This is a genomic window from Campylobacter concisus, assembly GCA_002092835.1.
Classification (GTDB): Bacteria; Campylobacterota; Campylobacteria; order Campylobacterales; family Campylobacteraceae; genus Campylobacter_A; species Campylobacter_A concisus_K.
Genome location: LVWL01000020.1, coordinates 30039 through 50983 on the forward strand (window position 1 = coordinate 30039; position 20945 = coordinate 50983).

The 20945-nt window shown below is 37.0% G+C and carries 17 protein-coding genes and 4 pseudogenes; 10 read left to right on the forward strand and 11 right to left on the reverse strand.

What is annotated here, in order from left to right:
- Nucleotides 1–123: 123 nt before the first annotated feature.
- The 7 genes and pseudogenes from A3835_06015 to A3835_06045 all read left to right on the forward strand — a co-directional run bounded on the left by A3835_06015 (nt 124) and on the right by A3835_06045 (nt 5692).
- Entirely contained in the window at nt 124–906 is a 783-nt protein-coding gene (locus A3835_06015) for a molybdenum-dependent transcriptional regulator (GenBank protein ID ORI07148.1), read from the forward strand.
- A complete protein-coding gene (locus A3835_06020) occupies nt 907–1662 on the forward strand; it encodes a molybdate ABC transporter substrate-binding protein (GenBank protein ID ORI07149.1) in 756 nt (251 codons plus the stop codon).
- Nucleotides 1659–2054, forward strand: coding sequence for a hypothetical protein (locus A3835_06025; GenBank protein ORI07150.1), 396 nt, complete (start codon nt 1659–1661; stop codon nt 2052–2054). The genes A3835_06020 and A3835_06025 overlap by 4 nt, the downstream gene beginning before the upstream one ends.
- A pseudogene (locus tag A3835_06030) lies at nt 2051–2907 on the forward strand (GTPase). Before A3835_06025 ends, A3835_06030 begins: the two are co-directional and overlap by 4 nt.
- The gene (locus A3835_06035) at nt 2904–3581 is read left to right on the forward strand and encodes a molybdenum ABC transporter permease subunit (protein ORI07151.1); all 678 of its coding nucleotides are present in this window, start codon (nt 2904–2906) and stop codon (nt 3579–3581) included. Before A3835_06030 ends, A3835_06035 begins: the two are co-directional and overlap by 4 nt.
- 47 nt (nt 3582–3628) lie before the next feature.
- Nucleotides 3629–4126, forward strand: a complete 498-nt coding sequence (locus A3835_06040) for a thiol peroxidase (protein ORI07152.1) — start codon at nt 3629–3631, stop codon at nt 4124–4126.
- Nucleotides 4127–4134: 8 nt separating this feature from the next.
- Nucleotides 4135–5692, forward strand: a pseudogene (locus A3835_06045) (SAM-dependent methyltransferase).
- Nucleotides 5693–5696: 4 nt separating this feature from the next.
- Here the strand turns inward: A3835_06045 and A3835_06050 are convergent.
- The 3 genes from A3835_06050 to A3835_06060 are packed head-to-tail and all read right to left on the reverse strand — an operon-like array spanning nt 5697 to nt 8943.
- The gene (locus A3835_06050; protein ORI07153.1) at nt 5697–6503 is read right to left on the reverse strand and encodes a 3'(2'),5'-bisphosphate nucleotidase CysQ; all 807 of its coding nucleotides are present in this window, start codon (nt 6501–6503) and stop codon (nt 5697–5699) included.
- The gene (locus A3835_06055) at nt 6500–7777 is read right to left on the reverse strand and encodes a citrate (Si)-synthase (GenBank protein ID ORI07154.1); all 1278 of its coding nucleotides are present in this window, start codon (nt 7775–7777) and stop codon (nt 6500–6502) included. Before A3835_06055 ends, A3835_06050 begins: the two co-directional genes overlap by 4 nt.
- A 2-nt stretch (nt 7778–7779) precedes the next feature.
- Entirely contained in the window at nt 7780–8943 is a 1164-nt protein-coding gene (locus tag A3835_06060; protein ORI07155.1) for a sodium:proton antiporter, read from the reverse strand.
- A 117-nt stretch (nt 8944–9060) separates the two neighbouring features.
- Between A3835_06060 and A3835_06065 the strand changes: the two genes are divergently transcribed.
- Nucleotides 9061–9543 carry a hypothetical protein gene (locus A3835_06065; protein ORI07459.1) on the forward strand — a complete coding sequence of 161 codons (483 nt, stop codon included), beginning with the start codon at nt 9061–9063 and terminating at the stop codon, nt 9541–9543.
- A gap of 415 nt (nt 9544–9958) precedes the next feature.
- Here A3835_06065 and A3835_06070 read toward each other — a convergent pair whose 3' ends face one another.
- Together A3835_06070 and A3835_06075 are read right to left on the reverse strand one after the other, a co-directional pair.
- Nucleotides 9959–10312, reverse strand: coding sequence for a chromosome condensation protein CrcB (locus tag A3835_06070; protein ORI07156.1), 354 nt, complete (start codon nt 10310–10312; stop codon nt 9959–9961).
- Nucleotides 10312–11151, reverse strand: a complete 840-nt coding sequence (locus A3835_06075) for a biotin synthase (GenBank protein ID ORI07157.1) — start codon at nt 11149–11151, stop codon at nt 10312–10314. Before A3835_06075 ends, A3835_06070 begins: the two co-directional genes overlap by 1 nt.
- Nucleotides 11152–11510: 359 nt before the next feature.
- Between A3835_06075 and A3835_06080 the strand changes: the two genes are divergently transcribed.
- Entirely contained in the window at nt 11511–11696 is a 186-nt protein-coding gene (locus A3835_06080) for a hypothetical protein (protein ORI07158.1), read from the forward strand.
- 126 nt (nt 11697–11822) lie between these two features.
- Here A3835_06080 and A3835_06085 read toward each other — a convergent pair.
- Nucleotides 11823–13936: pseudogene (locus tag A3835_06085) on the reverse strand (DNA topoisomerase I).
- A 191-nt stretch (nt 13937–14127) separates the two neighbouring features.
- Between A3835_06085 and A3835_06090 the strand changes: the two are divergent.
- Nucleotides 14128–15633 (forward strand): flagellin B, encoded by a 1506-nt coding sequence (locus A3835_06090; GenBank protein ORI07159.1) that lies wholly within the window; start codon nt 14128–14130, stop codon nt 15631–15633.
- Nucleotides 15634–15896: 263 nt separating this feature from the next.
- Here the strand turns inward: A3835_06090 and A3835_06095 are convergent.
- From A3835_06095 to A3835_06115, 5 genes and pseudogenes are all read right to left on the reverse strand, one after another.
- Nucleotides 15897–17917, reverse strand: a pseudogene (locus A3835_06095) (motility accessory factor).
- Nucleotides 17914–18945, reverse strand: a complete 1032-nt coding sequence (locus A3835_06100; protein ID ORI07160.1) for a pseudaminic acid synthase — start codon at nt 18943–18945, stop codon at nt 17914–17916. Before A3835_06100 ends, A3835_06095 begins: the two are co-directional and overlap by 4 nt.
- Before the next feature lie 3 nt (nt 18946–18948).
- The gene (locus A3835_06105; protein ID ORI07161.1) at nt 18949–19407 is read right to left on the reverse strand and encodes a UDP-4-amino-4,6-dideoxy-N-acetyl-beta-L-altrosamine N-acetyltransferase; all 459 of its coding nucleotides are present in this window, start codon (nt 19405–19407) and stop codon (nt 18949–18951) included.
- Nucleotides 19392–20264, reverse strand: a complete 873-nt coding sequence (locus A3835_06110; protein ID ORI07162.1) for a UDP-2,4-diacetamido-2,4,6-trideoxy-beta-L-altropyranose hydrolase — start codon at nt 20262–20264, stop codon at nt 19392–19394. Before A3835_06110 ends, A3835_06105 begins: the two co-directional genes overlap by 16 nt.
- Nucleotides 20265–20945 carry a pseudaminic acid cytidylyltransferase gene (locus A3835_06115; GenBank protein ID ORI07163.1) on the reverse strand — a complete coding sequence of 227 codons (681 nt, stop codon included), beginning with the start codon at nt 20943–20945 and terminating at the stop codon, nt 20265–20267. It abuts the gene before it with no gap.

Consider the following 20945-nt stretch of genomic DNA (forward strand, 5'->3'; position numbering starts at 1 on the left):
CTTTTAAAAACTTTACAAGAAATTAAGAGAAATTTATAAATTGGCTTAAATCTTTAAGCTTAAGGATTAATATAATTAGATATACTTCACAAATTATTCTCTAATATAGTAAAGGTAAAAATTTTGAAAGCAGATATAAATTTAGAACTATTTTTAGGCGAAGATACCCAGGTTTTAGCTAAACATATTACATTATTAAAGGCCATAAAAGAGACAAAAAGTATCACAAAAGCAGCGGAATTGGTTGGCATATCATACAAAAATGCTTGGGACTGCCTTGATACGATAAATAACAAAAGCAGCAAGCCGCTTATTATTAGAGCTGATGGAAATAAAAAAAATAGTGGCTCCGAGCTAAGCGAGTATGCCAATAAACTGATAAAAATTTATGATGCCATTCTTGAGACTCAAAAGGATTTTTTGCAAAAAATTTGTCAAAAAGTAGATTTTGAGGATGTAGATATTGTAAATCTTCAAAGAATGAATATGAACTTAAGTGCTAGAAATCAGCTCTCATGCGAGATTATTGGCATAAACCGCGGTGCGGTAAATTCTCAAATAGTTGCAAAACTAAGTAATGGCTGCACGCTTGAGTCAAATATCACGGTTGAAAGTGAGAAAAATTTAGGACTAAAAGTTGGGCAAAAAGTTATTTATATTTTTAAAGCTCCAGCTGTTATTTTGGCTAGGGATCTAGATATAAAAATAAGCACAAAAAATCAATTAAAAGGCGAGGTGATCGAAGCAAAGATAGGTGCTGTAAACGCTGAAATTACTTTAAAACTAAGCGATGAGCAGACTTTAACTGCTATCATCACAAAAGATAGTGCGATGGATATGCAAATAGGTGTTGGCGATACACTTTTAGCAATAGTAAAATCATCACAAATCATTATAGGAGTTTAAATGAAAAAAGTTTTTAAATTTTTATGTGTGGCGGCTTTGCTTGTCATAAACGCATTTGGCGCTGAAGTAAATGTCTATGCTGCGGCAAATACGACATATGCATTTCCTGAGCTTATAAAAGAGTTTAACAAGCTTCATCCAAACGCAAAGATCAACTTAACCCTTGGTGCAAGTGGTGGTCTTGTTACTCAGATCCAAAACTCAGCTCCAGCTGATATATTCATGGCTGCTGATATGGGCTTTGCGCAAAAAGCTTATGATACAGGCTTTGCAAGTACTGAGCCAAAAGTTTATGCACAAGGCGCTGTTGCTATTTTTTCTATCAGAGATGTTGACTTTAAAAAAGGTATCGAAGTTGTTCGTGGCTTAAAAGCGATCTCTGTCGCAAATCCACAAACTGCACCATACGGCAAAGCTAGTATAGAAGCACTAAAAAATGCAAAACTTTATGATGAAGTAGAAAAAAATATCGTCTATGCTCAAAAAATTTCTGAAACTCTATCTCAGGCGCTAAGTGCATCTGATGTAGGTTTTATCGCTGCTAGCGCACTTTTTGATGAGAAAATGTCAAAATACAAAGAGGGCGTTAATTACATCTTTGTTCCACAAGAGCTATACACTCCGATCGATCAAGGTATCGTTCTTCTAAAACATACTGAAAAAAATGATGATGCAAAAGCATTTTACGAGTTTATCTTAGGTGATAAATCAAGAGAAATTTTCAAGAAATTTGGTTACAACGTTCCAGCTAAATGATAAGAGCAAAGATCGTTGGAATTTTGACTAAAGATGACGTTAGCCTATTTGAGCTAAAGGGTCTAAATTTAGAGGCGAATTTATTTATGCTAGTCTTGAATGAGGCTAGCAAATTTGCCTTAAATGATGAGATTGACTTAGGTTTTAAAAGCTCCGATGTTATCTTGGCAAAAGACAAACTAAGTAATAACTCACTTGAAAACGAGCTAAAATGCGTGATTGAAGCTATAAATTTTGGTGAAATTTTAAGTGTTGTTAGCTTAAAATGTGGCGAAATTTACTTCGAAGCTATTATCTCAAATCACGCATTAAAAACTATGAATTTAGGTGAAAACGATGAAGTCTTTGCCTATATAAAATCTACAAGCATTCACATAAGTACACAAAAATGATAGAAATTTCTTGTAAAAAAGAGCTAAATGGTGGCGACGGCAAATTTATGCTTGAGGCAGACCTTAGCTTTGAAAGTGGTGATCTTGTCGCACTTTATGGAGCAAGCGGTGGCGGAAAGACCACTATTTTACGCTTGATCGCTGGTTTTGAAGCACCACAAAGTGGCTTTATAAAGGTTGGAGATAAAATTTTCTTTGATGAAAAGACAAATTTGGCTCCACAAAAACGAAATATCGGCTTTTTATTTCAAGATTATGCTTTGTTTGAAAATATGAATGTCTTTAAAAATTTACTCTTTGCAAAAGATGACATAAGCCTAGCAAATAAACTTCTTGATATCTGCGGTCTAACCAGCCTAAAAAATGCAAAAATTAGCACTCTTTCTGGCGGCCAAAAACAACGCGTAGCACTTGCTCGTGCAGTTATGAGAAGACCTGAAATTTTACTGCTTGATGAGCCGTTAAGTGCGCTTGATAACGCCATGCGTGAGAAACTTCAAGACTATTTACTAGCACTTCATGATGAGTTTAAGATGAGCATTATTTTAGTAAGCCATGATATCGCTGAAATTTATAGCTTTGCAATAAAGTCTTTGTCCTTGAAAACGGCAAAATTTCAAGATCAGGTAGTGCAAGTGAGATATTTTTAAAGAGTGCAGGATCGCAGAAATTTGCCTTCAATGCCAAAATTTTAGAGATAAAAAAATGTGATGCGATCTTCGTAGCAAACGTACTAATAAACCGTCAAATTTGTGAAGTTGTATTAAGTAGCAACAAGGCAATGAATCTAAAAGCAGGTGATATGGTGGTAGTTAGCACAAAAGCATTTAGCGTAAATTTGGAAAAAGTATGATAGACGAGTTAAAAAATATCGATTACGAGCCGTTTTGGCTCTCGTTAAAACTATCTTTTATAACTACTTTTATCTTGTTCTTTGCCTGCATTACGCTTGCATATTTTATGTCGCAGAAAAAATTCTTTGGTAAATCATTTTTAGAGTCGATAATCTCACTACCTTTGGTTTTGCCGCCAAGTGTTCTTGGCTTTTATCTGCTTATTTTTTTATCGCCTTATTCTGCCTTTGGTAAATTTATCGAAGAAATTTTTGGAGTTAGGCTGGTTTTCAACTTCACAGGTCTTGTTGTGGCAAGTTGTATTTATTCATTGCCATTTATGTTTGGGCCGATTTATGCTGGACTAAACAGCCTAAAAAAGAGCCTTTTTGAAGCGAGTTATAGCCTTGGCAAAAACAAACTTACAACTATTTTTCGAGTGATACTTCCAAGCATTAGATCAAATTTGTTAACAGCTACTGTCGTTAGCTTTGCTCACACTATGGGCGAGTTTGGCGTTGTTTTAATGATAGGCGGTAGCGTAGCTGGAGAGAGCAAAGTCGCAAGTATTGCGATATTTGAAGCGGTTGAAATGCTTGATTATACCAAGGCTCATGTCTATGCACTTTTGATGTTAATAATTAGCTTTTTTGTCCTTTTTATAGTTTATCTTTTAAATTCTAAAAAAGCTTAAGACAAAGCTTATAGAGATATAATAGTAAAAATTTTAAAGGATGAAATATGATAAACGTGCCTACAAATATATATTTAAATACTCTAGACGGTAAGGAATTTGATTTTTCTACCTTTGCAAGGACGCATGATTGCGTTATTTTTATCTACCCAAAGATAGGTGATGACTTTGAGCTTTTAAGCGAGGAACTGCAAAATACAGCTGGCATGAAGGGCTGCACCAAACAAGCAATAAACTACAAGAAATTTTTAAAAGATTTTAACGATCTTGGTTTCATGGTAGTGGCTGTTGGCTCCCAAGATATCGCAGCTCAAAGGAAATTTCAAGAAGAAACTTCAGCTGGAGTTATGTTCTTAAATGATAGTGAGTTTATGCTTGAGAGCGCACTTGAACTTCCAGTTTTTTCTGCATCAAATGGTCATAAATTCTACTTTAGACAAACACTTATCATAAAAGATGGCAAGGTAAGGCACGCATATATAGTGGATGATCCTGAGAATGATGCCAAAAATATGCTAGAAAAACTCAAAGAAAAAGACTACTAGGAGCTAAAATGAGTCAAAATAGCAAAATCGAAAAGTCTTATGACGAACTAACTTATAAATCAATAGCTTTTGCACAATCATCACCTTACAGGCTTGAAGCTTGCGCCACACTTCTTGGCGTAAATCCGCCACCATGCAAAACTGCAAGAGTTTTAGAGATAGGATGTAGCTTTGGTGGAAATTTGATCCCATTTGCAGTGAATAATAAAAACGCAAAAGTAGTTGGCATAGATCTTAGTGGCGAGCAGATAAGGCGTGGGCAAGAAATCGTTAAAGAGATGGAGCTTACAAATTTAGAGCTTATACACGGCGATATTTGCGAATTTAAAAGTGATGAGAAATTTGACTATATCATCGCTCATGGCGTTTTTAGCTGGGTGCCAGACTTTGTAAAAGAAGCTATATTAAAAGTCGTAAGAGAGAATTTAAGCACGAACGGCGTGGCATTTATCTCTTATAATGTTTATCCTGGTTGGAAAGTAAAAGATGTCATAAGAGACATAATGCTACTTGCTGCAAAAGACAAAGAAACAATGCAAGAGAAGCTAAAAGCGGCTAGAGAGGCACTTTTGGTTTATAAAGAGTATTTACTAACAAGAGATAAAGAAGTTTATGAAAATAAAATGCCGCTTACTATGCTTCTATTTACAATAGAACATGTGCTTTCAAAAGATGACTTTTACATAGCTCATGAGTTTTTAGAATACACAAATGATCCGTTTTATTTTAAAGATTTTAATGCCATGCTTGCCAAAAATGAGCTTACTTATCTTTGTGAGTATACGCTTGATGATATTTTTACCCCAGATGTTGGTACGGCCGTAGTAGATGAATACAAAAATAATAAATTTAAAGATAGGATCGATCTAGAGCAATTCATGGATATGATTAGCAACAAAGTCTTTAGACAAAGCCTAATAGTCCATAGCAAAACTTATGAGAGCATAGCCAATAAACAAATAGGCCCAAGCGATATTAATAAAATTCACGTTGTGGCAGATTTTATAAAGAAAGATAACCAGTGGCAAGATAGTTATGGTGCTATGCCACAAGATATATCATGGCTTTGTGAGGTCTTTTATAAGATGTATCCAGCCAGCATAAACCTTTCTCAGATTTTAGAAATTTTGCCAGAAGATAAGCTCATGGTTTATAGTGCTTTTGTAAGAATTTTAACAAACTCGTCTGATGCAATGATTTTAAAAGATGAGCAAAAAAAATATCGAGTATAGGCCTGGACACTCAAGGCTTAGTCAAAATTTAATAAATTATGTAAGATATTTCTTAAATCATAAAAATAATGCCGATGTTGTTTTTGCTAATAAATTTAGCATCTCAAGGAAGCTTAACAATATCGATTATTACATACTTTTATTGCTTGATGGTAAAAATAGCTTAGAAGATGTCGCAGCAAAAACCTTAAAATTTATCAAAGAGAACAACGAAGATATATTTGACATAAATGGCAAAGTGCTTAAAAAAGATAAAGTCGCAGCAAACATAATGAGCTACGTGCTAGGCACAGCAAAAATAGCTAGTATGCTTTATCTGATAGAAGAAATTTAAGTTTTTAAATTTTACTTTGTTTATATAGTTGTGTGATTTTATCTTTTAGATTTAGTGTGTTTTTTGAGAGAGCTATGAAAAATGGACTTTTTAAATTAGCAAGCTCGTAGCTCATCTCTTTGCCGCTATTAGCGTCAAATACTTTTCCGTCACAAAAATTTACGAGCGCTTCTCCTGCTGCATTGTCCCAAAGATAGCTTGGGGCAAATCTCAAATAAGCTCCACCAAATTCAATCAAACGGCAAAATTTTATGGCTGAGCCGATGCACCTTTGCTCAAAATTTAAGCTCTGCCCTATAAATTCTATCTCTTTGGCGTCGCCTCTTCTGCTTGAAAAGATTAGATTGTCTAAATTTTTATCTTTTTTATTTAAATCAACTCTCTTTATGATTTCATCATTGTCATCTAAAATTTCTTTAAAAGCGCCATTTTCATCAGCGTAAAAAAGCTCTTTACTAACTGGGATAAATATCACGCCAAGCACCGGTCTAGCTTTTTTTATAAGTGCTATACAAACGCAAAATTCGCCATTTCTAGCTAGAAATTCTTTCGTGCCATCAAGAGGATCTACGAGCCAAAACTCGTCTTTAACGCTTTCTTGCAAGATGCTCTCTTCAGAGCAAATTTTTATCCCACTTTTGCTTAGAATTTTTATTATCGCTTCATTTGCAGCTAGATCAGCGCTAGTTAGTGGCGAGCTGTCATCTTTTAGGCAGACTTTAAGAGCCGTATTATCTGCAGAGTAAAATTTCATTATTTGCGCTCCAGCATTAACGGCTGCTTTTTTAGCTAAATTTAGAAGCTCACTCATTTTGGTGTTCTGTTTGTCTCTCCAACATAAAGCTGTCTTGGGCGGACGATCTTTATCGTATCTTGCTCTTTTAGCTCGATCCACTGACTAATCCAGCCAGGAGTCCTGCCGATTACAAAGATGACGGCAAACATATTATTTGGTATGCCAAGCGCTTTTAGGATGAGTCCTGAGTGAAAATCAACATTTGGATACAAATTTCTACTCACAAAATAATCATCATTTAGCGCGATATCCTCGATGCGGTTGGCGATCTTGATGAGCTCTGAGTTAATGCCTATCTCATCCATAAGCTGATCTCTCATTTTTTTGAGCACTTTTGCGCGAGGATCAAAATTTTTATAGACCCTGTGACCAAAACCCATTAGCCTAAATGGATCGTTTTTATCCTTTGCTCTAGCGATGTATCTATCGACATTTGCTACCGAACCTATCTCTTCAAGCTGGCGGATGACACCCTCGTTTGCACCGCCATGAGCCCAGCCCCAAAGTGCTCCGATGCCCGCACTTATACATGCGTATGGGTGAGCGTGCGTTGAGCCAACGGTTCTAACAGTCGTTGTTGAAGCATTTTGCTCATGATCAGCGTGGAGCATAAAGACCGTATCAAGCGCCTTTATCTCGATTGGCTTAAGATCGACGTGCTCGTATGGATAGCCCCTCATCATATAAAGAAAATTTTCAGTAAAGCCACGATCTAAATTCGGATATATGATAGGAAGACCGCGTGAGTATCGGTAGCTAAAGGCTGCAATCGTTGGAATTTTAGCGATTATACGCATAGCCATCTCGTGATACTCTTCAGGTTTATCCATATTTAAGTGATCTGAGTAAAAGGCACTTAGCGCTGAGACTGCCGCTTGTAATATCGCCATAGGGTGAGCTTTATCTGGAAATGCGTCAAATAGCTTCATCATGCCTTCATGTATAAAGCTTCTTTTTTTAAGCTCGGTTTTAAAATTTATATACTGCTCATTTGTTGGAAGCTCTTTGTTTAAGAGTAAGTATGCCACGTCTAAAAATGTCTTATTTTCGGCCAAATACGCGATATCATAACCTCTATACATTAGTTCGCCTTTTAAGCCGTCTATGTAAGTTATTGCCGAGCGACACATCGCAGTTGAAGTATAACCTCTGTCAAAAGTAAACATTCCAGTATCACTAAAAAATGTCGAGATGTCTATCACATCAGGCCCCATAGTGCCTTTTAGTATAGGAAACTCGTAACTCTTGCCGGTTCTGTTATCAGTTAGCGTAGCTGTATTTGATGACATTTTTACTCCTTACTTCTTGATTGCATTAGAAATTTTATAATTATTGTCCCTATTATAGCTTGAGCTAGGCTTGCTAGGATAAAAGATGAGTAAGAATAATCACTTATCTCACCTGATTTGTGTGCGATAGTAGCAACTGCTACTAGAAGTGTTAGTGGCATGGATTGTGAGAGGGAAAACAAAAATATCCCCTTAAATCCTAATTTCCCTACAAATAACACACTTGAAAAAAGCCTTGTGGCAAGCATCGCACAAAATATAAAAATAGCATCTTTTATCACTTCATTTGAGCTTAGGCTTGAGAGTTTAAAGGTCGAGCCTATGTGTATAAAAAATATCGGTACCAAAAATCCAAATCCAAAGCTTGAAAGCTTGTGTGGTAAGTCTTTTTTATGATCAAAAAATGTCGCTATAAACATACCTGCGATAAACGCACCAAAGGCAACTTCTAAATTTAAATAAAGCATAAGTGCAATCATCGAAAAAAATACAGCAATGCTTAGTCTAATATCTTTTTCATCCTTATCGTAGTGTGGCATAAGGATCACTTTAAGCCCCGGGTACCACCAAAAAAGCACATCTAAAATTTTAAAGCTAAGCACACTGATAGCTAAAAATAAGATCAAATAGCCAATCGTTAGCCATAAATTTATACTAGCTCCAAACTGCAAATAGGCAGCTATAAATGTCAAAAGCGTAATGCTTATAAGCTCACCAATAGTTGCAATAAGCATGCTTAAATTTAGCCATTTTACATCTCTGCCATACTCTTTAAATAGCGTAAATATCATGCCAACGGCCATTATCGGGATAATGATAATATAAAGCAAACTAAGATCAAAACTAAATGTAAGTGCGGTTGCTAGCGAGTAAATGAGGGCAAGATAGATAAGCCCCAGACGTAAAATTTTGCGGTCGATATTTATAAGCATTCTAAGATCGATCTCCATGCCAGCTAGAAACATCAAAAAGAAAAAGCCAACTTCGCTAATTAGCTTAAACATCTCATTTTCGCCGACAAGCCCGATGTAGCTAGCTAGTGCCCCAAGTATTATCTCAGCAGGAGCGACAGGAATGCGTAAAATTTTAGAAATATAAGGCGAAGCAAAGACGATAAATGCCAAAACGACAAGAATACTAAGCTCGCTCGCTTGATGTAACTGCAAAAAGATCCTTAAATTAAAAATGTTTGATTGTATAAAAAGCTTTGTTATTTTTTGATTAAGCTAAGCGATCTTTGGGCAAAATGGCAACAAATTTTTAAAAATTTGGAGTGCAAATTTATGCGTAAATTTCTATTTTTTGTCTTGATGTTTTTTGGAATTTTTGGCTTTACAGACGAGCTAAATTTGGTTCAAAGTTTTAAATTTGATGGAAGTGTTTTTTATAAGAAAAATACAGCCAGAGATGAGAGTTTTTACTTTTTAAAAAATGAAAATTTTGATGAGCATTTCGTAGGCTTTAGAGTAAAATTTGACAAAAATATAAAAAGTGAAAGTATGCTTGCTGAGCTAAAAAAGAAGATAAAAGAGGCTAAAGAGGTGCTTTATAGTGAAGAGAATGATCAAATTTTAGCTCTCATAAAAGATGAAACTAGCAGTAAAAATATAGAAATAATCCACTTTTTACTTAAAAATAATGGAGTCTTAATACTTTCATATGAGAGAATTTATGATCCAAAAACTCTGGTAGATGGGCTTAAGCCTGTACTTTTAAGTGAAGCTAGAAATTTTATGCTTCAAATACCAAAGGTAGAAGCTAGGTAGAAAGGTGGATGTGGCGGTATTTTGCACTGCATGCGGTTTTGTCAAATTTCATCAAATTTTAATAGCCAATTCTTGTGAGTGAATGAAATTTAAAATTTGCACATAGATTGATGAAATTTTTACTTAAAGGGGAACAAAGGGGCTTGAATTGCGTAAGTCGCCCCCTTATCCCACTTTATATCCCCCAATCCCTTAACACGCTCAAAGTGCACGAAATACGACTATCGTGCCGCATCCGGTTTGTTCTAAAGAAGCTCTAAAAAATTAAAATTTACGAGCAAGCATATCACGGCTCTAAATTTAGTGCTAAACGAAGCGAAGCCCAAATTTAGCAGTCTGCTATGGTAAGCGAGTAAAGTTTTAAAATTTGTAAAATGGCACAAACAAAGCTATTTTACTACACGCCTTAAAAACCTCACAAATTTTTGCCAAGCAAAATTCCAAGATAGCTTGCAAGTAGGCAAAAAACAAGGTTTAAAAAGATATTTAAAAAGCCTTTTGCCAGCTCGCCTTCTAGTAAAAATTTCACACTATCAAGGCTAAAGCTTGAAAATGTTGTAAATCCGCCAAGTATGCCAATGACCAAAAATACTCTCACGCTTTGGCTTAAATTTAGACAAAACAAAACGCCGATAATAAAGCTGCCAAGCACATTTACGCCAAGCGTAGCTAGCGGAAAGTGGCTAAATTTTAGGAGCTCACCAGCCAAAAACCTAAAACCAGCTCCGATAAAGCCCCCAAGTCCTGCGAAAAGTAAATTTACGAGCATTAGTGACAGATACTAGCGAAGTTAAAACCGCGCTTTGTAAGCTCCTCGATATCCTTGCTAGCTTTCTCGCCTTTTGCGGTGAGATAGTCGCCTATCACGATCGCATCAGCACCATTTTCAAAGATCTCGTATTGTCTATCGCCTAAAATTTTCTCCCTACCGCCAGCTATCATGACTCTAGTTTCTGGAAGAGCGCTTTTGGTGTCACGTACGATCTTTAGGGCTTCATCCACACTAAGAGGGGGCAGATCAAGAGTTAGAGATTCATTTTTTATGAAAAAATTTATCGGTGATGAAAATGGTTCAAGCTCTTTTAGACTAGCTCTAAAGCTTACTCTATCGGCCTCACTCTCGCCAACGCCGTAAATTCCACCAGTGCAAAGCATAAGCCCAGCTCTTTTTGCATCTAAATTTGTCTGATATCTCTCATCCCAAGTGTGTGTTTTGCAAATTTTTGGGAAAAATTCTCGGCTTGTTTCAAGGTTGTGGTTATAGCTAAAAACGCCAGCTTTTTTAAGCTCGCTAAGCTGCTCGTAAGTCGCCATGCCGTTACATGCGATGAGCATCAAATTTGGCACTTCTTCATGCACGGCTCTTGCTAAAGACGCGATGTAGTCGGTCTTTTTGTCATTTAGCCTAGCACCGCTTGTGACCAAACAAAAGCCAAGTGCGTGGTTTTTATAAGCCATTTTGGCCTCGTCCACCACCTGCTGCACGCTTTTTTCTTTAAATTTTGAGATATCGGCACCAGCTTTGGCACTTTGTGTGCAGTAAGCGCAGTCCTCGGCGCAGTTTCCTTGAGTGACTGAGCATATCGCACAGAGCATAATTGTTTTCATTTTTCATCCTTTTTTGGGGCGTATTATAGCTTTGATAGGTTTAAAATTTAAGTAGGGTGATTTATGAATTTGCAAAAATAGTTTGATGAAATGTATAAATTTATTTTTATTCAAAGGGAGATAAATGGGCTTGAGTTACGGTCTGCTTGCAGCTGCGAGCTAGCGAAGCAAAGAGCCGTCCCTTTATCCTCATTTAAATCCTCTAAATCCTTCGCACGTTAGAAGTGCATGTGATAGCACTTTGCACCACATGCGTTCGTATATCTATAAATTTTAAAATTTCAAGAACGAGTAATTTCGGCTCTAAAATTTGAGCCAAGTCATAAGCGAAGCTAAATTTTAGTAGTCAATTCTTGCAAGTGAATGGAATTTTAAAATTTGCTCCACAATATAAACTTATTAAAAACTATGCGAAAAGATTAAATTTTTATGACATTACTTTCTCTTATAAATTTCCGCTCTCTCTTTTATTCCAATTTGGCAAAGCGCTAAGCTCGTCAAAAAGCCCAAAAAGTGCGTACTTTAGTGTGAAGATTGCCCCTTAGATGTGTACAGTTGGTGACGATTTTCCCTTTATGCTGGCTAAGCTTAGCGGTGCTGTCAGGTATTTTAAATTCCAAATTTATAAAAGCCAAATTTAGGCTCAAGGGCTCAAATTTGGCTAGAAATTTTTAGTTTTCAGAAATAAGCGTCTTTTTCTTGCACTTTGTGCACTCTATAAATGTGCCTTTTTTAAGCTCTTTTTTGATCATATCTCCACCACACTCGTCACACTTTTGAGCCACTGGCTCGTAGCTTGAGATGAAGTCACATTTTGGATAGTTGGCACATCCATAAAATTTACCGCGCCTGCTAAATCTCTCGACGATCTCGCCACCGCATTTTGGACATGGTACGTCAAGCTTTTTAAGCTCACGTTTTGGCTTGGTTGCCGTAACAGCACCTGACTCGGCACTCTTTTCATTATCTTTTGCAATATTTCTTGAGTATTTGCATTTTGGGAAATTTGAGCAAGCGATAAACTCGCCGTATCTGCCCTTTCTAAGCAAGAGATCGCTTCCGCAATCTGGGCACTTCTCTCCGATTGGAGTAGCTGTTTTTAGACTTTTTATGCCAGTTTTGCCAGCGCTGATTTTTTCCATAAATGGATAGTAAAAGTCACTTAGCACCTTTTGCCAGTCAGCCTTATCAAGTGCGATCTCATCGAGCTTTTCTTCGAGCAGCGATGTAAATTCGCTATCGACGATGTTACTAAAGTGCTCTTCTAAAACACCTATCATGCTAAATGCGATATCGTTTGGTATGAGCTGCTTTTTCTCGATTCTGACGTAGTCTCTTGATGTTAGCAGTGAGATAGTTGGTGCATATGTACTTGGGCGACCGATGCCTAGACTTTCTAGCTTTTTAACAAGGCCAGCTTCAGAGTAGCGAGACGGCGGCTCGGTAAAATTTTGCGTGCTTTTTATGCTTTGTAGCTCATCTCGTCGCCCTTTTTTAAATTTGGCAAAATTTTATCTTTATCAAGCTCGCCATAAACCTTATAAAAGCCATCAAATAGCACCTTCCTGCCACTTATTTTAAACTCGCCTTTTTCGCTTGCGACGTAGACATTTTGCGTTTGGCTTACACATGCGCTCATTTGACATGCTAAAAATCTATTATAGATGAGCGTGTAGAGTTTTAGCGCATCTTTTTCTAAAAATTTAGCAGCTATCTGTGGCGTAAAGCTTAAATTTGTAGGACGTATCGCTTCGTGAGCTTCCTGTGCGGCTTTTGAGCTTGTTGTGTAGCTTATCGCTTTGGCTGGCAAGTACTCTTTGCCGTAGTTTTGGAGGATATGCTCCCTAGCGGCTACGACAGCCTCTTTGGCTAAATTTAAGCTATCTGTTCTCATGTAGGTGATCGCACCCATGAAGCCCTCATGAGTCTGTACACCTTCATAGAGGCTTTGTGCGATCATCATCGTCTTTTTAGGGCTAAAGCCAAGGCGGTTACTCGCACTTTGCTGAAGTGTTGATGTCATAAATGGTGGGCTTGGCTGTATCTTTCTATCTTTACTCTCGATCTCTCGGACGCTAAATTTCTCATTTTGTAAATTTTCAATGATGTATTTTGCGCGGTCTGGGTTTTGGATAGTTAGCTTTTCGATCTTTTGATTTTCAAATTTAACTAGCTCAGCGTCTAGGTCTTTTTTAAAAATGGTGTCGATAGTGTAGTATTCAACCGGTTTAAATGCCTGTATCTCACGCTCACGATCAACTATTATTTTTAGCGCTGCACTTTGCACCCTGCCAGCACTTAAGCCTTTTTGTATCTTTAAATTTAAAAGCGGACTTAACTTGTAGCCAACGATGCGGTCAAGTAAGCGCCTTGTTTGCTGGGCATTGACGCTATTCATATCGACGTGTCTTGGGCTTTTTAGAGCATTTTGTATGGCACTTTTGGTGATCTCGTGAAAGACGATACGAGGCAGGCTAGTTGGCTCCTTGCCGATAGCGTTTGCGATGTGAAATGCGATCGCCTCACCCTCTCTATCCTCATCGGTCGCGAGGTAAATTTCATCTGCACCCTTAGCAAGCTCTTTTATCTCTTTTACGATGGCGGAGTGATCACTGCTGATGCGGTACTCTGGGGTAAATTTATCATCTTCTATCTTGATACCAAAGCTTGTTTTTGGCAGGTCTCTGATGTGGCCTTTTGAGGCGATGACGTTGTAGCTTTTATCTAGAAAATTTTTGATAGTCTTTGCTTTTGCGGGAGATTCCACGATGATTAAGCTTTTCATTATATATAGCCTTTAATTTTTTTGGCGTAATTGTAGCAAAAATAATTTTTAAAGTATCAAGGCATAAAAAATCAAGCCCAAGGTCTATCTTTTGAAAATTTTTCATTCATGCCTATAAAGTTTTTAAAAAATTTCACGATATAGTTTTTGTGCGACAAGAAGTCGTAACTAAAAAATTAAAAGGATTTACAATGAGTTTTCGTATTAACACAAACGTAAACGCACTTAACACACACGCTAACGCAGTTAGCAACAACACTGACCTATCTAAGTCACTTAACAAACTTAGCTCAGGTCTTAGGATTCAAACAGCTGCAGACGATGCTTCAGGTCTATCTATCGCAGATAGCTTAAGAAGTCAAGCTTCAGCTTTAGGTCAAGCTATTGCAAACGGTAATGATGCTATTGGTATCATTCAAGTTGCCGATAAAGCTATGGACGAGCAGCTAAAAATTCTTGATACTATCAAGACAAAAGCTACTCAATCAGCTCAAGACGGCCAAACAACTCAATCACGCCAAGCATTGCAAGCTGATATCGTTCGTCTAATGGAAGAGCTTGACAATATCGGTAACACTACTTCATTTAACGGTCAGCAACTGCTAAACGGAACATTCTCTAATAAAGAATTCCAAATAGGTGCTTACTCAAACCAAACTGTTAAAGCAAGTATTGGTGCGACCACATCTGATAAGATCGGTCTTACACGTTTTGAGAGTTCAAGACTACTTACAGCTATGGGTGTAGTAAATCTTAAATTCTTAAACGTTGATGGTGTAAATGATGTTGGCGTTACAGCTGCTACTATCTCAACAGGTATAGGTAAAGGACTTGGTTCTTTGGCTGAGAATATCAATAAAGTTGCTGATAGAACTGGTGTTAGAGCTACAGCTGATGTTACTTGGAAAGCTAGTGCTGCTATTGTCGGTGGCTTAATTCAGTCTTTAACAATCAATGGCGTTAAAATTGGCGACTTGGAAGTTAAAGCAAATGATGCAAACGGTGCGCTTGTAAATGCTATCAACTCTGTAAAAGATCAAACCGGCGTTGAAGCTTCTGTTGATGCTGAAACAGGTAAAATGGTCCTAACAAGCCGCGATGGCCGTGCTATCGTAGCAAGTGGTAAAGATATCTCAAAAGGTCTTGGTGGCAAAGGTAATGCTGGTAAGGGTACATCTTTAACCGGTTTCGTAGGTAGACTAAACCTAGTTCGCCTTGATGGTAGAGATATTAAGTTAAATGCTGGTGGCGTTGCTAAACTATCATTAGCATTCTCTGCTAATGGTGGTGCTCAACAATCAGTATCACTAAGAGACATAAGAGGTCAAATAGATAAAAACCTAGCAACTGCTATGGGCTTCCAAAGAATGAGTGGAGCTTTATCAGTAGCTCAATCTGCTGGTGTTATGACACTTCGTGGTGCGATGGCTGTTATGAGTATTGCTGAGTCTGCTCAAAAAACACTTGATCAAGTTCGTTCAGACCTTGGTTCAGTTCAAAACCAACTTCAAGCTACAGTTAATAACATTACTGTAACTCAAGTTAACGTAAAATCAGCAGAATCTCAAATCAGAGACGTAGATTTTGCTAGCGAGTCTGCTAACTTCTCGAAACATAACATCCTGGCTCAATCAGGTGCTTATGCTATGAGTCAAGCAAACAGCGTACAACAAAACGTAATGAAGCTACTACAGTAGTTAATTAAGGTTTTAAAATAGAGGCTTTGTTGCAGTACAAAGCCTTAGAGTGTTAATGCTTTTACAATACGCAAACCCACGCCCCAGAGTTTAACTTTGGGGCTTTATCTACTAAAAATAAACAGTAATGTATCTATTTCATTTTTGCTCTAGTGGTTTAATAATGGGTTGTGTTATAAATTTATAATTGTGACAGAGGCTTACTAAAACTAGTAAGCCAAATAAAAAGACTGTAAATAAAATAATTCTACTTACAAATTAGCTTATATACTCAGTATAAAATTTTCTTTTGCTTTTCCTATCTCGTTTTTAGTTATTAGTTTTCTCTTTTTTAGCTCAGCAACAAGTGTTTTTGAAGCTTTTTTAGTAACTTCAATGTCGGCATTTAGACCACCAGCTGCAGAGAATATCCAGTATTTGTGCATATTTACCCACATAAGAAGTTTGTTAGTTTTTTGGATAGTTGTGTCGCTTGGCGCTACAGAAATTTTTGCAAGCTCAAGTTCTTGATAATAGACTGAAATTTGCAATATATTATCTACATATTTTTGATAATTACGTTTTGCGATTACATCTTTTAGTTTATCTATCTTTTTTGTTATTTTAAGAAGCTCATCAAAATGCTTTTTTTCTATTTTATTTTCTTTATTGAGCTCAAGCAATTTATCTATACTAGGCACTACTTCTAAAAAGACTTTTTCTATTTGTTGTTTGACTTCACTTTGAGCTTTTATTTTTGCAAGTATGACTTTATAAGCTTTTAAAAGGTTTTTATTTACCGTCGTTTCACTATCTTTTTTTATATTAGGCAGTTTTTTAATCTCTTTGCCTTTGCAAAGCTCATGCATTACTTCTAAAAACGGCTTTTCTATAGTGCCTTCTATTCTAGCACCACCTTCGGTACAGTTATATGATTTTATATTCTCTAAGCTTGATTGGGCGATGTCATTTTCAAACTGATTTTTAAATAGAGTCCAAACATACGTTGTTTTAACCTCTCCCTCTCCGCCATAAGCTTTAACAAATATATTTTCATCCGCTTGCGCAAAAGCATGACCTTTTGCATGGCTCGCCCCATCTTTGCCAAACGCTAGATCCTGTCCTATGAAAACGATATTTTTATGTCCTAAGACATAGGCTAGTTGGTAGGCCATGTTTGCACAACTATGCCCTACGCCCAAATATCCATATCTTTTTAGGCCAAACATATACTCCTCTTGTTGAGGTCTCATAGTTAGTACTAGTTTTCTTGGCAAGATATTTTTAATAGTTTGCTTGTGTGTAACTGAGGCAACAATAAAGTGTATATTGTCATCAATATTTGGATGTTTTTTTCAAAAAAACTAGAAGTTGGTTCTATTCTTTCAATCGACATCACATAATCAGGCTTGATATCATGCCTCGCAAGGATTGGGTAAGAGGCATCAACGCTTATAATGCTAACATATGGAGCAAATTTTTTAAGCGTATTAAGCTGTTTATCTAGGCTTGGGCCAGTTGATACAATTATAGCTGTATCCATAAGACCATATCTTTTTTTAACAAGACTTGTGTAGCAATAATTGCTAATCATGGGCACTAAATTTTCACAATTTTGTCTTGTACCTAATAAAAGATCGTCTATGCTATTGCCGTGAGCAACTACTATTTGAGAAAATGCTCTTGTAATCTCTTTATTTATTCTTATGTAGTCTTCTTCAAATTGATCATAAAAAGGCATATGAATCATAAGATTATCATAGGTTTTTGCATATGAGTTTAGTTTTGCTTCTGTAACCAGATAATAAAAATGTGTATAGGTTGCAAATTTTGAATAAAAAAGTATTATCTGCCCACTTTCTAGTTCGCTTGATAGATCAATAACGTTTAAAACAAGATATATGATCTCGATCTCTGGCTCTATGACCACGATTTTTTGGTGTGTTTCATTTTTTGCTAGTGCTTTATAGAGTACGCCATTGCCTAGTCCATAAAAAAATAGTATCGGATAACGTTTATAGTCACTTTCTATATCTTCAAGTAGCTTTAAAATGTCTGCTCCAGGATTTTCATAGATATATTTAAAAGTATGCTTGTTTATTAAATTTATATCAATTGGATCTTTTCCTATAAAAATTTCATAGTCTTCATTTCCAGCAATAGACCAAAGCCTTGCTGCTAGAATTTCATCTTGCTGAAATAGTGCTTGAAGATTTTTTTGAAAGATAGGATTTTGGATATTTGATACATTATCTTTAGACGGTTTCGCCTTTTTATTAGATGCCTTATCGTTTTTATTGTTCATATAAAATCCTCCTTTGTTAATCTCTCGCTAAATTTTATATCTCTTTTTGCTTTTTTGCCGATCAGCTCTTTTAAAAATTTAGGGTGCAGTCCGTACCCTGGGCGCACACTCCTTACATTTTGCTCACTAAAAATTTCACCTTTTTTTATATCCGCACTCGCATAAAGTGAGCGCGAAAATCTCCTGTTTAGAACCGCTTTTTCATCTAGCTCGTAGTTTACCACGCCTAAAAGCTCCTCAGCCTCTCTAACACACTTTGCCATAAGAGCAAATTCTCTCTCATCAAGGCTAAATGCGCTATCAACGCTTTTTACGCTTTTATCAAGTATAAAATGCTTTTCAATTATCCTAGCACCCAGGCTAACCGCAACAACTGGGGCTGTCACGCCTAAAGTGTGATCTGAAAAGCCAACCTCAACGCCAAATTTCTCTCTCATATTAGCTATCGTTTGTAAATTCATGCCATTTAGCGGCGCTGGGTAGCTTGAAGTGCATTTTAAAAGGGCGATGTCGCTATTACCTGCATTTTTGCAAATTTGCACCACGTCTTGTATCTCTTCTTCGTAGGCTATGCCAGTTGAGATGATGATGGGCCTACCTTTTTTGGCCACAAACTCTACAAAATCATAATCCGTCACTTCAAAGCTTGCGACCTTATAGGCTGGTGGGTTAAACTGTTCTAAAAAGTTGGCGTCATCCTTGCAAAATGGACTTGAAAAGCAGACAAGCTCCTCCTCTTTTGCTACTTTAAAAAGCTCAGCGTGCCACTCTTTTGGCGTTAGCGCCTCTTGGTAAAGCTCGTATAAATTTCGCTCGTCCCAAAGTCCGCCCTTTATGACAAAGTCGTCTAGGTGCGAATTTAGAGTCAAACTATCAGGCGTATATGTCTGAAGCTTTATTGCGTCCGCCCCAGCACGCTTAGCCGCCTTTATCGTATCTACCGCCGTTTTTAGGCTACCGCTGTGATTAGCAGAGAGCTCTGCTATTATAAAGACCTTTTTGTCTGTATCAAAATTTCCTATTTTCATCCGCTAGTCCGTTTCTTTTTTAAGCTCAAGATAGCTAAATTCATCATCTTTTGCGTAGATCTTAAAGCCAAAATTTTTATAAAGTGCGAGTGCTTTTTCGTTACTATTATAAGCTTTTGCCTTTAGCGAGCCAACCTTTAATGTAAAAAAAGCGTAGTCTTTTATGAGATCAAGCAGCTTTTTACCCACTCCTTTTAGCTCCGGATTTTTATAAATACCAAATTCGCAACTCTCTTTCGTTATATCAACGAAGCTCACCACTCCGATAAATTCACCCTCATCTTTTACTAGAAAATAAATCTTATCTTGAATGCTCTTTAATCTCTCTAAAAAAGCAAAATGCTCCTCTTTGCCAACGCTTTTATTTTTCATAAATTTAGCTATCCGCTCGTCGTTTCGCCACTTTAAGACCATCAGTTTTTGCTCTCCACTAAGCGAGGTAAAATTTATAAGCTCAAGCAAATTTCATCTCCCCAGTAAGCTTCATATCCATTTTCTTTAAGCCAAGCAAAGATCTCTTTTTGATTATCCGCTACGCAAATGGCTTTAAATTTAGCTCCCAAAACGTAAGCTTCATTTACGAGTGAGCTTGCTGTTATGATGAGCATTTTGGCTTCGTTCATGAGCTTTGCCACGCTTTTGCTATCTACAAAAAGGCTGAAATTTTCGTTTTTATTAGATAGCTCTTTTAGAGCGCTTAAGTTTTTATTTCCGCTAGTTGTTATGACTGCTGTTTTTAGCTTTTTAAGAAGCAGTTTTTCTGAAATTTTTGCACTTAGCCCTGAGATATCAGTGCCTCCAAGAATGATAGCGTAGTCATAAATTTTCTCCCTTTTTACCTGCGCTTCTTCATAAAACTCATCTCTAACTAGCAAAAACTTGCTTCCGCAAAATACCTCGCAGCCTTTTTCTACAAGCCTCTCATATCTTGCCTTTTGTGCATATAAATTTACATTTAAAATATAGTCTGAACAATGTTTTTCATAAGTGTCGTCAAATGATAAAATTTTAACGCCGGTTTTTTCTTTTATAGCTCTTTCGTCTTCAAAGCTAAAGCCGTAGTGATCAATGATGAGAAGTTCAAATTTATTATCTTTTATAAGTTCGCAAATCTCATCTATATCGCCACTTGTTAAGCTAAATTTAGGGTAGTTTATCTCATCAAAAATGTCACCATCTAGCCTCAAAGACGCAAATGAGATGTTACTAAATTTTTTAGCAAGCAAAAGGTCTCGCCTGATGTGCCCATGCCCTATCTTGCTGCTACTATCAGCGCGCACGAGCGTTTTTAGCAGGGGGAGTCCTTTAAATTCTTTCAATCAAATCTTTCCATTATTTATCAAATAAAGCTTTTTAGCAAACTCAAAATCCTCTAGCGTATCGATGTCGCAGACTAAATTTCTTGGCAATAAATATGCCTTTGAGTGTGGCGCAAAGATAGCACTGCACTCCAACCAAGCCTCTTTTTTGCCAAAATAAAATGCCCCAGCGTCATGAAACGCAGGCTCAAGATCTTGCGAGCGTGTCTTTTCAAACTGCGGATAAAACATGCTAACTCTAGCGTTTTCGTCAAGTTTTATCGCCCTTTGTATAGGGAAATCAAACGCAGTCGCTGAAAATAAAAATTTACACTCCTGCTTTTTAAACTCTCCTGCGGCATCTTTTAAAATTTCAGCCTTTATGAGCGGTGCTGTGGCATAAAGGCAGCAGACGTCACTAAAGCTAGAATTTGTGCGCCTTATCGCGTCTTTTATCACGTCAGTGCTCGTCGCGTAGTCATCGCTTAAGCTCGCCTCCCTAAAAAATGGCACACTAGCTCCAAATTCTCTAGCCACATTTGCGATCATTTCGTCATCAGTGCTTACGATCACTTCGCTAAAAACTTTAGAATTTAGTGCAGCCTCGATGCTATATGCGATTAAGGGCTTGCCTAAAAGGTCTTTTATATTTTTGCCAGGTATTCTCTTGCTACCGCCTCTTGCTGGGATGATGCAGATCAT